Annotated in this window: 11 protein-coding genes and 1 tRNA gene; 10 read left to right on the plus strand and 2 right to left on the minus strand. The window is 40.8% G+C overall.

All coding sequences use genetic code 11. The features are described 5' to 3' along the window. Positions 1-336: 336 nt before the first annotated feature. The gene (locus ACFBZI_RS10270; protein WP_375716231.1) at positions 337-609 is read right to left on the minus strand and encodes a hypothetical protein; all 273 of its coding nucleotides are present in this window, start codon (positions 607-609) and stop codon (positions 337-339) included. Between the two features lie 96 nt (positions 610-705). Between ACFBZI_RS10270 and aspS the strand changes: the two genes are divergently transcribed. The 5 genes from aspS (at position 706) to ACFBZI_RS10295 (ending at position 5,712) form a co-directional block, all read left to right on the plus strand. Further along, positions 706-2,502, plus strand: coding sequence for an aspartate--tRNA ligase (gene aspS / locus ACFBZI_RS10275; RefSeq protein WP_375716232.1), 1,797 nt, complete (start codon positions 706-708; stop codon positions 2,500-2,502). A 6-nt stretch (positions 2,503-2,508) separates the two neighbouring features. Next, a complete protein-coding gene (locus ACFBZI_RS10280; RefSeq protein WP_375716233.1) occupies positions 2,509-3,441 on the plus strand; it encodes a lysophospholipid acyltransferase family protein in 933 nt (310 codons plus the stop codon). After that, positions 3,434-4,180 (plus strand): glycosyltransferase, encoded by a 747-nt coding sequence (locus ACFBZI_RS10285; RefSeq protein ID WP_375716234.1) that lies wholly within the window; start codon positions 3,434-3,436, stop codon positions 4,178-4,180. Before ACFBZI_RS10280 ends, ACFBZI_RS10285 begins: the two co-directional genes overlap by 8 nt. A gap of 243 nt (positions 4,181-4,423) precedes the next feature. Next, complete coding sequence (locus ACFBZI_RS10290) at positions 4,424-5,335, plus strand: glutaminase (protein WP_375716235.1); 912 nt, start codon at positions 4,424-4,426, stop codon at positions 5,333-5,335. 290 nt (positions 5,336-5,625) lie between these two features. Then, positions 5,626-5,712: transfer RNA gene (locus ACFBZI_RS10295), tRNA-Leu, on the plus strand. A gap of 221 nt (positions 5,713-5,933) precedes the next feature. Here ACFBZI_RS10295 and ACFBZI_RS10300 read toward each other — a convergent pair. After that, a complete protein-coding gene (locus ACFBZI_RS10300; protein WP_375716236.1) occupies positions 5,934-6,281 on the minus strand; it encodes a helix-turn-helix domain-containing protein in 348 nt (115 codons plus the stop codon). A 242-nt stretch (positions 6,282-6,523) separates the two neighbouring features. Between ACFBZI_RS10300 and ACFBZI_RS10305 the strand changes: the two genes are divergently transcribed. From ACFBZI_RS10305 to ppk2, 5 genes are all read left to right on the plus strand, one after another. Then, positions 6,524-7,198 carry a hypothetical protein gene (locus tag ACFBZI_RS10305; RefSeq protein ID WP_375716237.1) on the plus strand — a complete coding sequence of 225 codons (675 nt, stop codon included), beginning with the start codon at positions 6,524-6,526 and terminating at the stop codon, positions 7,196-7,198. Positions 7,199-7,385: 187 nt separating this feature from the next. Further along, a complete protein-coding gene (locus tag ACFBZI_RS10310) occupies positions 7,386-7,940 on the plus strand; it encodes a lecithin retinol acyltransferase family protein (RefSeq protein ID WP_375716238.1) in 555 nt (184 codons plus the stop codon). A gap of 12 nt (positions 7,941-7,952) precedes the next feature. After that, complete coding sequence (locus ACFBZI_RS10315; RefSeq protein ID WP_375716239.1) at positions 7,953-10,151, plus strand: hypothetical protein; 2,199 nt, start codon at positions 7,953-7,955, stop codon at positions 10,149-10,151. Between the two features lie 22 nt (positions 10,152-10,173). Next, positions 10,174-11,865, plus strand: coding sequence for a LeoA/HP0731 family dynamin-like GTPase (locus ACFBZI_RS10320; RefSeq protein ID WP_375716240.1), 1,692 nt, complete (start codon positions 10,174-10,176; stop codon positions 11,863-11,865). 314 nt (positions 11,866-12,179) lie between these two features. Then, complete coding sequence (ppk2, locus tag ACFBZI_RS10325) at positions 12,180-13,319, plus strand: polyphosphate kinase 2 (RefSeq protein WP_375716241.1); 1,140 nt, start codon at positions 12,180-12,182, stop codon at positions 13,317-13,319. Positions 13,320-13,656 lie beyond the last annotated feature (337 nt).

Consider the following 13,656-nt stretch of genomic DNA (forward strand, 5'->3'; position numbering starts at 1 on the left):
TAGCAATGATAAATTTGACCATAAAACACAGCCACCCATTCATGGCTGCATGTTTACAACCACTTAACTGCTTGGCTTTATCATTGCAAATAACGCAATAAAATTACAAAATAATTTTAATTTTTCAAATCATTTTTGCCAAATTATCGCCACAAAAAACTCATCGGCAAAACTTTATAAATCCTACCACAGCCAACCACGATATACCACCCAAAAACTGCAAAAAATTCCAATTTTTTCAAGATATTTTGCAAATGATAAACTTTGTAAAATATCATCAACATTTGAGTAGCATCTTGGCAGTATTTTGTCTGATTTTTTGCTGATGCTGCCGTTTCATCTTTGGTGGATTTTGTTAGGCTTTTTTGATTGGTTTTTAATTGATTTCTGGTTAATTTTTAACCCATTTGCTGGTTGATTTTTTCTGTGCAAAAAGCCCAAACAAAAATAAACCAATTTATCATCAACGCCAGCTGCCAAAGCCTGCGATAAAATCCGCCAAAAATTTGCCATCATTGTGCAAAAAATTATGCAAAAAACCACAATTTTTATCGCTGCAATACTTGCATGAAAAGCAATTAAAAGGCATAATGTAGGGTTTAAACCCATGACTTTTTTATAAGTTTTTTATTAAGTTTTGTGCCACCAAAATGGGTGCAGCACCGCTTATTTATAAACAATTATCAATGATTTAAGGCAAAATCTATGATGCGTAGCACATATTGCGGTCTTGTGACCGAAGAGCTGATTGACCAAACCATCACCATCGCAGGCTGGGTGCATCGTCGCCGTGACCATGGCGGTGTTATCTTTTTGGATATGCGTGATCGTGAAGGCTTACTACAAGTGGTTATTGACCCTGACACGCCAGAAGCATTTGCCACTGCTGATGCTGCACGCTCGGAATATTTGCTAAAAATTACTGGTCGTGTGCGTCGTCGCTATGCAGGCACCGAAAACCCAAATATGACCAGCGGTCAAGTTGAGCTGCTTGGCAAAGAAATTGAACTGCTTGCCAAAGCCGACACCCCACCATTCCCACTCAATGACGACAACATCACCGTCTCAGAAGAGCTGCGTCTAAAATACCGTTTCTTGGACATGCGTCGCCCAGAAATGCAAGAACGCATGAAATTCCGTGCCAAAGCCACTTCGACGATTCGCCGTTATTTGGACGATCATGGCTTTTTAGATGTCGAAACGCCAATTTTGACTCGTGCCACACCAGAAGGTGCGCGTGATTATTTGGTGCCATCACGCACCAAGCCGGGTAATTTCTTTGCTTTGCCACAGTCGCCACAGCTATTTAAGCAGCTATTAATGGTGGCAGGCTTTGACCGTTATTACCAAATCGCCAAGTGTTTCCGTGATGAAGATTTGCGTGCTGACCGCCAGCCTGAATTTACCCAAGTGGATATCGAAACTTCGTTCCTATCTGACGAAGAAATCATGGACATTGCCGAAGGTTTGACCAAAGATTTGTTCAAAACCATGCTGGACATTGAATTTGATGCTTTCCCACGCATGACTTATGCCGATGCGATGCGTGATTATGCTTCTGATAAGCCAGATTTGCGTATTCCACTAAAATTGGTCGATGTTGCCGATTTAATGCAAGCCGTTGAATTTAAAGTATTTTCAGCCCCTGCTCAAGACCCAAAAGGTCGTGTGGTTGCCCTGCGTATCCCAAATGGTGCTGAGATGAGCCGCAAGCAAATTGACGACTACACCAAATTTGTCGGCATCTATGGTGCCAAAGGCTTGGCGTATATCAAAGTCAATGACGCTAGCAACATCAATAACGGTGTGGATAAAGAATCAGGCCTACAATCACCAATCATCAAAAACATGACCGATGAAGTGTTGGTTGAGCTTATCAAACGCACACAAGCCCAAACTGGCGACATCATTTTCTTTGGTGCTGATAAGACCAAAGTCGTCAATGATGCCATGGGGGCGTTGCGTGTCAAAATCGGTACAGACCTAAACCTATTCACTTGTGAGTGGGCACCGCTGTGGGTTGTGGATTTCCCAATGTTTGAAGAGACTGACGATGGCAAATGGACTTCGGTTCACCACCCATTCACTCGTCCAAAAGGCTCTGTCGAAGAGCTGAAACAAAGCCCAGAAACCGCCCTATCTATCGCTTATGATATGGTACTAAACGGCACTGAAATCGGCGGTGGCTCACTGCGTATTAACACCGTTGAGATGCAAGAAGCGGTATTTGATGCCCTTGGTATCTCAAAAGAAGAAGCCGAGCTGAAATTTAAGTTCCTAATGGATGCTTTACGCTTTGGTGCACCACCGCATGGTGGTTTGGCGTTTGGCTTGGATCGCTTGATTATGCTGATGGTCGGTGCAACTTCGATCCGTGATGTCATCGCTTTCCCAAAAACCAAAACCGCTGAATGCCCATTGACCGAAGCCCCTGCCGAAGTGGACAATCGCCAATTGCGTGAGCTTGGCATTCGTGTCCGTGAAAAAGAAAAGGCAGAATAATCACCCATGTTTTTGGGAATGTTAAAACACCTTCCGCTGCCAATCCTGCATGGATTGGCGGCTTTTGTGGCTTTTATCGTTCATCATTTTAACTTAAGCATGGCACGCAGCATTTATGCCAATTTGATTTTAGTCAAGCCCAAAATGCCTGATGACGAACGCAAACGCTTGGCTAAGATTATCCTAAAAAATCAGCTGACCAGTACGCTAGACAGTGTCAAATGCTGGGCGATGCCGCCAGAATGGTCAGTTGAGCAAATTACCAAAGTGCATCACTTTGATGTCCTACAAGATGCTTTACGCTGCCCCAATGGTATGCTTGCCATCGTGCCACATATTGGCACTTGGGAGATGATGAATGCTTGGCTAAATACCTTTGGCACGCCCACCATCATGTATAAGCCAATGAAGCATGCCGATATCGATGCCTTTGTGCTACAAGCTCGCACTCGGCTCAATGCCACACTGGTACCGACCGATACCACTGGCGTCAAAGCGATTTTTAAGACGCTCAAAGATGGCGGCTTTAGCATTGTCTTGCCTGACCATGTGCCAGATCCGTCAGGTGGCGTGGTTGTACCGTTTTTTGGTATCGAGACGATGACCAGCACACTCACTCCTAAGCTTGCTGCCAAAACGCACTGTGCTTTGGTTGGTCTTAGCTGCATCAAGCGTGAAGATGGTAAAGGCTTTGAAGTATTTTGTTATTCGCTGGACGATCCCAAGCTGTATGACAAAAATGCCCAAATCGCCACCACCGCTCTAAACCGTGCCATGGAGCGTATGATTTGCCAGCATTTTAGTCATTATATGTGGGGTTATCGCCGATTTAAACACACGCCACTGGCGGATAACCCATATCTGCTGGACTTGGCAGCACTCAAATCCCTAGCCGATAAACTGCACGAACACACCAATTCAAGGGAGCATCATGACTGACACCAATTACATCATCTGCATGAAATGGGGTAATAAATATTCTGCAGAATATGTCAATCGACTCTATAACATGGTCGCTCGCAATTTGACCCTACCTTTTACCATGGTTTGCTTGACCGATGACAGCACTGACATCAGACCAGAAGTCATCTGCCACCCTATCCCAACACTAAACCTGCCTGACGGTATTCCTGAGCGTGGCTGGAAAAAACTCACCACTTTTAAGCCAGATTTATACGGACTAAAAGGCACGGCACTGTTTTTGGATATTGATATTGTGATTATTGACAATATCAATGCTCTATTTACCCAGCCGACGGCACACGATGACAGCGTGCTGATTATCCGAGATTGGAAAAAACCTTGGCGTATGGTGGGCAACAGCTCAGTGTATCGGTTTAAGGTTGGCTACAATAATTATCCAAATTTACTGCAATATTTTGAAGACAATTTTGAGCAGATTCGCAGTGAAGTCCGCCACGAACAGGCGTTTTTGTCCAATTATTTACGCCAGCACCATCATTTGGAATACTGGGACAGCAGCTGGTGCGTCAGTTTCAAATACCACTGCCTACACAAAATCCCTTTGGCATATTTTTTACCACCCAAAAAACCCGCCAATGCCAAAATTGTCATTTTTCATGGCGAAATCAACCCCCCTGATGCCATCACTGGCGGCGGCGGCAAATGGTATCGCCATGTACTGCCTAGCGAATGGATTAAGGACGCTTGGCGATAACTTAGCTGTCAATTAATTAGTTGCTTATTAATCAAGCACTTGGATATTTGCCATCAACGCTGTTTTATCAGCAGCGTTGATATTTTTATCCATATCACTTGGGTAAATTTTCATATTGAATAAAATATTTAATAAAATTTGGATTAATACTGATATTTAAAATACCTATGCTCAGAGCAACTGATTATTTTAAATAAATTGGTATATATTAATTTATCAAACGACTGACAAACTGGATAAATTATGAATCAACAAATCATCAAAAACATCTACCAGCAAATTTTAAACGAGAAAAATCAAGGTTCGTTGGCTACCTACATTCCTGAACTTGCCAATATTTCGCCCGATAAATTTGGGGTTGCTTTTTTGGAATTGAATCAACCAATCATCGGCGTGGGCGATTATCAAGAGAAGTTTTCCATTCAAAGTATCGTCAAAGTGCTGTCGCTGTGCCTTGCTTATCGCCATCTACAAAGCGACATTTGGCAGCGAGTGAATGTTGAGCCATCTGGCACATCGTTCAATTCCTTGGTGCAGCTAGAAGCGGACAAAGGCATTCCCCGCAATCCTTTTATCAACGCAGGGGCGATTGTGGTGTGCGATATTTTGCTGTCGATTTTGGACAATCCCCTTGAAGATTTTTTGGCGTTTATTCGTGAAATCAGCCACAACCCACAGATTAATTATTCATCAAAAGTGGCGCAATCAGAAAAATCGGTCGGCTACCGCAATTTTGCTCTTTGTTATTACATCAAATCTTTTGGCAACATCAAAAATGATCCGATTGAAGTGCTGGATTTTTATTTTCACATCTGCTCCATCGAAATGACCTGCCAAGAGTTGGCTTATGCCTTTTCATTCCTAGCCAATGACGGCATTACCCTGCACGATGGCTGCCAAATTCTTACCAAAAGCCAAACCAAACGCACCAATGCAATTATGCAAACCTGCGGTTTTTACGATGAGTCTGGCGAGTTTTCCTTCCGTGTTGGACTGCCCGGTAAAAGTGGCGTCGGCGGTGGCATTGTGGCGGTCATGCCAAACCATTATAGCATTGCCGTCTGGAGTCCATGCCTAAACAGCAAGGGCAATTCTTATCGTGGCATGAAATTTTTAGAAGAATTTACCACACAAACCAAAATTTCTGTTTTTTAAATGTTGCGATTTTGGATTTTGGCAAACAACCACCAAAGCCAGCAAAACACAGTTGGGCAAATTGTCCAAACTTGGTCGTGTGAGCGATGGTATTTGGTTTATTGGCGGACTATTTTAGCTAATTTTTGTACAAAACATCATCATTTTGGTCAAAATTTTAAAAATTTGCCAAAAAATTCGAAAATAATGTAAAAAACGCAAAAAATTTCAAATTTTTTACAAAAAATCGTTGACATGCCAAAAAATATCTGTATAATACGCACACATAGCCAGTAAGGCTAACCATACAAGCCAGTGTGGTGAAATTGGTAGACACGACGGATTCAAAATCCGTTGCCCTTAAAAGCGTGTCGGTTCGAGTCCGACCACTGGTACCATCTAAGCGTTCGTTAAAGTTCGCTGAAGTTCAAAAACCCTTAAAGTTCAAGGCTTTAAGGGTTTTTTATTGTCTTTGGTTTTTCGCTGGCGTTCGTTAAAGTTCGTTGAAATCCGCAGATAATAACAGTACAATTGACAGTATATTCAAGATATACCGTTATTTTAATGTGATGATAAAATTTGATAAAATCCTTTTATTATTCACCACCCCACAAACAAATCACCCCTGAGATTTCCACGCCACCAGCCGCTCAATAATCGCAATCAGCTCTGCCCTGTCGCTCGGCTCCAGCTGTGCCAAAAGATTCATCACATGGCGTGCTTCGTCATTGATGGTTGGATTGGCATCGGTCAAAAAATCTGTCGTCTCACAATCAAACAGCATCGCAAATTCAGACAATCGCTTGATGGTCGGCATGATTCCCCCACGCTCCATTTTTGAAATCGCATCATCACTCACACCGATACTCTCCGCCACCTGTGCTTGCGTCAGTCCCACCGCTTGACGCTTGGCGGCAATCGCTCTACCGATGGCACGACTTAACTGATTGTCTGTTCTTTTGGTCATAATCTCTCCACGCTACCCTTCTAGTTTAGAGATTAAATGCTTGAAGTACAGATTATTAAAGTCGTATAATAGTATTTAAAGTATTGGTAATTGCTGATATAATGCACCAAAGTGATAGTTTAGCACGGTAAATGGCGATTTTTGTCGCCCAAAAAATTGCTGCGACACGATTTGACACTGGCACTTAACAACCCAAAGTCGTTTTGATAAAGTAAAGGAAAATTGATAGCAAGGAAAAATCCGTGAGCAATACGCCCAAATCCATCGTCAGCAGACAATGGCGAATTATTGAATTTTTGATCAAACAAGACCACTATGTCAGTGCCGAAGACATCAAGCAATATTTGGACACGCAAGGCATCAGCGTAGAATTACGCACGGTGCAGCGTGATTTAAACAACTTAAAGCAAAATTTCCCGCTTGAGTGCCGAGATGATGATAAGCCCTATGGCTGGCGGTGGGCAAGGCTACAAAATGGCAAACAGCATGAGCTGACCTTTGTGCAGGCACTTGCCTTTCGCCTGATTGAGACGCAGCTGCAAGAACATCTGCCAAACGAACTTTTTGCCCAGCTTGAGCCACTATTTATCAAGGCTCGGTTTATTTTGACCAATGAATATTGGACACCCAAAAGCCAAGAAACCTTGTTAAACACCTTAATCGGCAATCTGCCACGGCCAGTGAATGATCGCACACGCTCTGTCGTGCCACAGCCAATGAGTATCGCTCGACTGCTTGGTATCAAAAAAGCCCAAACAATGCCCAGATCGACCATCGTCGCTCAGCTGCTACACATGATGCCAGACAATCCAGAGCATCAAAGTGATGATAACACCCAAATTATCAGCCAGACACATCACTGTCTTAAACAGTTTGGCTTTGATGAGCTTGCCGATGCGATAATTGATCAATCTTAATTAAATTAATCTTAAAAACATGACGAAATCTTGGAGTTTTTATGTCAAATCTTAATTCAAACAACAAATGTCTATACTGCTATAAATTAAATGCATAGCTAGTAAAATTATTAAAGTTATAGAGAATAATATGAATAATACTACAAGTATCTAGAAATAATTTTTAGCAATACAAAGAGATAACGAAATGCATCTAAAAAATCAAATTCAATCAGATTATTATGACTGCAGCGGACGTGTCATAAAAACAGGCGATCATTTAGCCTCAGAAAGGGTGCAAGGTACTTACCATCACCACGGCATTTATATCGGTAACGGCAAAGTTATTCATTACGCCGGTTTTTCAGACGGCTTCAAAGCAGACAAAGTTTGTCAAACTACTATAGAAAAATTTTCAAACGGTAATGGCTGTGAAATCATTCCCCATTACTCCCCAAAATACGATAGGGAAACAGTCGTTAGCCGCGCCCAAAGCCGCTTGGGAGAAGATGAATACAACCTGTTAACCAATAATTGCGAACATTTTGTCAATTGGTGCATTTATGGGAAAAGTGAAAGCCGACAAGTAAAACAGGCAATTGACGCGGCCATCAGATGGTATGTCGACAGCACAAATGACAATCTGTCCATCAAACAAACTATCGATTTGGCGGTTCAAAAGACAAAACAGCCGATAAACAATACTTCCGTTTCCATCTTGGCTGATTTTACCAATCACTTATATACCCGCTACTTCAAATAAGGAAATCCGTAAATGAATGAATTATCTAACTCTATTTATGAACGAATTCAAAATCAGATTGATTCTGTATTAGACAAACTTTCACAAAGCTATGAAGACAAACTTTCTGAAAATATTACTAATGCGATTGATGATTTGAATAAGCTGAAAAGCAAAATTCAAACAGAATATGATGAATTGAAACGGTTGAGTGAATGGAAAAAATTCAGCATTGCATTCTATGGAGAAACCAATGCCGGAAAATCCACTTTGATTGAAGCATTGCGCTTATATTTTAAAGAACCCACCAAATTGGAAAGTCAGCGGAAGTTTAAAGAGTTTGCTCAAAACTATGGTCTGACCGAAGAAGATTTCGAGAAAGTTCGCCAAACCATTTTACAAAGTGAACAAGCCATCAAAGAAATCAGTAAAAATATTCAAACCATCAATCAAAAATATATCGGCGACATCAGCCATAGTGAAACAGAAATCCGGCGTTTAGAGGAACTGCTGCAAGAACTGAAAGCCAAGCAACCATGGTGGAAACACTTTTGGTTAATTTTAACTTTTTCAAGACTCCCAGAGGAAAAATCTTTATTAATTGAAAAAAGAAATTTAGCTAGATTGCAAGCGAGTCAGAAAAATGAACTTGCTGATATTGAGGAAAAATTAGAACAAATCACCCAAGAAAAAAATCATGCAGAATCCGAAGAGAAACGCTTGAAAGAACAAGTCGAAGAATTAAGGCAATTTTCAGACGGCCAAATCATCGGCGACGGTCGCTCAGACTTTACCCGAGATAATACGTCCTTTGATTTTAATTTTAACGGTGCCGAATTTACATTGATTGATGTACCGGGTATCGAAGGCGATGAGCATATTGTTAAAAAGCCTATTGAAGAGGCTGTCAAAAAAGCACATGCCGTCTTTTATGTAACCCGCACACCAAAACCGCCGCAAACCAATGAGGGCGATAAAGGCCGTATCAAAGGAACATTGGAAAAAATTGAAGAACATTTAGGCCCTCAAACCGAAGTTTGGACAATCTACAATCCCAGCGCTAAGAATCCGAGAGTTTTAGAGAAACCCTTGTTGAATGAGGATGACAAAAAAGGTCTGCAAGCATTAAATGAAAAACTGAAAGAAAAACTGGCTGATAAATACCAAAGTCATTTGGTTGTAAGCGCCAAACCGTCTTATTTGGCATTGAGCGAATGTATCGTTCCCGGCAGCAAAGAATCCAGAGAAAAGAAAAAATTCTTTGAGGCTTTGGGAAATAAGGAAACCATTTTGGAGAAGAGCGGTTTATACAGTTTTGTTAATACTTTATCTTCTGACATTCTGCAAAATTATAAAGAGAAGATTCAACGTTCAAATCTGAATAAAGCCCGTCAGGTTTTGGACGATTCTTTGGAAAAATTATCAATTGCTCGGGAAACATTTAAAACAAGTGAACAAGAAATTAATCGGGAGATCAAAAACGTTCAAAATCAAATAAAAGTATTGTTTGAACAATTCTCCGGAAGCCTTGATTCGGGAAACAGTAAAATTCTTCGGGAATTTCAAAAGAATACCCAGAACATTATGTACGCAGAAATCGACAGAGACATCAGCAATGACTATTTTAAATCAGAGTTAAAAGAAACCATACAAAACCAAGCGCAAAAAATTGAGACCCAAATCGCCGATCTAATCAAAAAAGAAGCGGATAACTTTGGAAATGGTGTCATTAGCGTCGTTGAACGGGCAAGTACACATTTACAAAATATTATGGCTCATCATAATCATTCGTTAGAAATACATGATTTTAATATGGAACTGAAGATTGATAATGGGGTAAGTATTCTTGACTTAGTCGGCAGTGGTTTTGGTTTAGTTACCGGCATATACTTTTTAGCATCCAACCCTGTTGGTTGGTCAATTGCTTTTGTCGGTGGAGTTGTTGCTACACTTGGCGCGTTGGTCGGTGTGGCAAAATCAGTACGTGGATTTTTCGATTCTGATTACAAAAAATCCCAGCAACGCAAAAATACAGAAAAGGCCATCCGTGATGTCAGTGAGAAACTGAAGGAAAAAACCACAGAAATCTTACAGCAGATGAAAGACGAAATGAATAAACATGTTCAAACCGTCTTATCCGAAGTTGAAACGCCCAGCCGACAACTTGCTGAGTTAAATCAATTTTTGGATAACGCTTATTTTGAATTGACTTCAATTCAAAAAACCATCTAACCAACCCTAAAAGGAAAATATCATGTCAAATACCGTTACCGTTTTTCAAGCACAGCATGAAAAAACCCTGCAAACTTTAACCAAGCTGGAAAAATTTCTCCAACAAGGGGAAGCCTTCGGCTTAGTACCGGATCAACATTTGCTGGAAAAATTAAAAGTTGCTGCTGATAATGTTCGTGTGTTAAAAGTTGCCCTAATCGGAGGATTTTCCGAAGGTAAAACTTCCATCGCTTCTGCTTGGCTTGAGCGTTTGGATAAAAACATGAACATCAGCCAACAAGAATCCTCTAACGCTGTAGCAATTTACAATATCGATGACCAAATTGAATTAATTGATACTCCGGGATTGTTCGGTTTTAAAGAGCAGCAAAATGATGCCGGTCAAATTGAAAAATATAAAGAAACCACGAAAAAATATGTGAGTGAAGCACATCTGGTTCTGTATGTTATGAATTCGACCAACCCCATCAAAGAAAGCCATCAAGACGATTTGAAATGGTTATTTAGAGATTTAAATCTGTTGCCGCGCACTATTTTTGTTTTAAGCCGTTTTGACGAAGTTGCCGATATTGAGGACGATTGGGATTACCGTGAAAACCTCAAGATCAAAACAGAAAATGTGATAAGCCGTCTGAAAACCATGATTTCTTTAACTGATGAAGAAGCCACAGAGATTAAAGTTGTCGGCGTTTCAGCCAATCCTTTTGGAGAAGGCGCATCTTACTGGCTGGAAAACCTTGATGAATTCAAGAAAATTTCCCGTATTCACACATTGCAGGAAGCTACAAAAGAAACCATTGAGAAAAATGGCGGCAGTACGCCGATTGTTCTGGAAGCACAAAAAAGCATGATTCAAGATGTATTGAATAAACAGTTGCCGATTGTTGCAGAAGCTCAAGAAAACTTAACGCACGAGCTGACCAAACTTAATGATGTTGCCCAGCATTTGAAAGGCGAATTGTCGGCACTTGAAACCAAGATTATAAATGTTAAAAATAATTTAAAAAGCTTTGTTTTAGATAAATTTACTGGCTTAATCAAACAAGCAAAAGGAACAGATATAGTAACTTTTCCAGAATTTTTTGAAACAGAAATTGGAAAAGATGGCATTTGCTTGAATACACTAGTTGAACAAGAATTCAGCCGTCAGTGCCAAACGATTTCTATTTCATTAGACCAAATCAGCCTAGACTTCAACAATGAAATGTCTCATTTTGAATCTTCAGTCAGTTCAACAATCGTCAGCAAAGGTTTTGGCTTCTTAAGTAAGCAAAAACTCAACAATACCCATATTTTGACAGTTCGGGACGGTTTGGTTTCCGCCGGTAAAATGGTCGGTATGGATTTGGGGAAATATTTAAAATTCAAACCGTGGGGGGCTGCAAACCTAGCAACCAAAGTAAATGCTGCCGTAGCTGTTGCAGGTCTGGCTATAGAAGCATGGGACAGCTGGAAAAAAGTCGAGGAGGAAAGGAAATTTAAAGAGATGATCGCTGATATTGTCTCAACTTTAGAAGAACAGCGTGCAGGATTGCTGGATTCTTTGAATGATTCTAATTTTGTTGCTTCTCTCTTCCCTTCATACGTCGAATTAAAAGATAAGATTGAAGAAATCGAAAAAGCCAACCAACAGACGGCCCAACGCAAAGAGCAATTTGACAAATGGCAGCAAGAAGGGAAAATTATTGAAGGAGAATATCGAGTTATTTCATAATACCACCTAATTCTTGCAAATTATTCTATTGGAACCGAATTTTCATTCATTATGCATTGTTAATTTTGGTTTCAATAGAATATAAAGTTTTTGGTTTTTGGTTTATAGTTAATTAATACAAAACTCCCAACAGATGATTATAAAGTACCGTCAACTTCTTGCATTTTTATTAAATCAATTACTTGAAAATACACTCATCTCACCCCATTTCACCACCAAACCATCGCTTAGCAGTTGATTAGATTGCCTTAACATGGTACTATACAAACAGTAAGGTTTTTGTTGTTTTTTTCACTTTTATTAAAGGAGTTTTTATGACCACTAGCCCAAAGCCAACCAAAACAACCACGGCAAAACCCGCTGTTTCGGCGGCAACCAAAAAAACAACAACGCCAGCCAAAGCTCCAGTAGCAACAGCCAAACCCAGCACTAGCCAAACTATGGCAAAAACCGTCAGCCAATTAGAAGACTTGCTAGAACACGCCACCCCTGAAGAGCTGGCGGAGTTTGGTCAAACGCTCAAAGAATACCTACCTGCTGCTCAGATTGTCAGCCAAGTCCGCACCGAAAAATCCAAAGACACCCAATTATCGGACAACTGGCGTGAAGGCGGCTACCCTTATAAACACCGCCTAAGCCGCAAAAATTACGAAGCTCAAAAATACAAACTACAAATCGAGCTACTTAAGTTACAACACCACATCAAAGCCACTGGTCAAAAACTGGTGATCATCTTTGAAGGTCGTGATGCTGCTGGTAAAGGCGGTACAATCAAGCGTTTTATGGAGCATCTAAATCCCCGTGGAGCGCGTGTGGTCGCCCTTGAAAAACCAACCGACCAAGAGCGTGGTCAGTGGTACTTCCAGCGTTATGTGCAGCATTTGCCAACTTCAGGCGAAATTGTGCTGTTTGACCGCTCATGGTACAACCGTGCGGTGGTTGAGCGTGTGATGGGCTTTTGTAGCGATGACGAATATCGCACCTTTATGCGTCAAGTGCCTGAATTTGAAAAACATTTGGTCGAGTCAGGCATTCATCTGGTGAAATTCTGGTTCTCAGTTAGCCGTGAAGAGCAGCGTGCCCGCTTTGCCAGCCGTGAAAACGATCCACTAAAACAATGGAAATTGTCGCCAGTGGATAAAGCATCATTGAACAAATGGGACGATTACACTTTGGCAAAAGAAGCGATGTTCTTTAACACCGACACCGCTGAAGCTCCATGGATTGTCATCAAATCCGACTGCAAAAAACGCGCCCGCCTAAACGCCATGCGTTATGTGCTAAACAAAATGGCCTACGAAAACAAAGACTCTGCCCAAATCGGCAACATTGATCCGCTGATTGTCGGTCGTGCGGGGGCATTGTACGAAATGGACGAACGCACCGATTTGGCAGTAACTTCTGCCAAAATGCTGCGTGATGCCCAAAAAAGCAGCAAAACCACCAAAAAATAACTGCTATTTTATTTGTTAATTGACTAAATTGATTAAATTTTAGACAAATTGATAAATAAGCAATCATTGCCCTAAGTATTCCTTGGGGCAATTTTTTTTCTTATCATCTTTCGGCTTTTTCTATTGATTTGCGGTTTTTGATTTTATGATCAAAATCATTCATGTGTTTAAATTTTATCATTAACCATCATCCAAAAGACCGTTGTCAAAAAAAAAGCATTATTAAAAATAAAAAGACGATTTGCCCTGACTTGATTTGCCAAGCGTTCGGTGCTTTGCTAAAATGGGCATTTATGATTGATTTTGATGACTGATTTTATCATTCATTTGTATGATT

Source organism: Moraxella marmotae (genome assembly GCF_042219885.1).
In the GTDB taxonomy this organism is placed as follows: Bacteria; Pseudomonadota; Gammaproteobacteria; order Pseudomonadales; family Moraxellaceae; genus Moraxella; species Moraxella marmotae.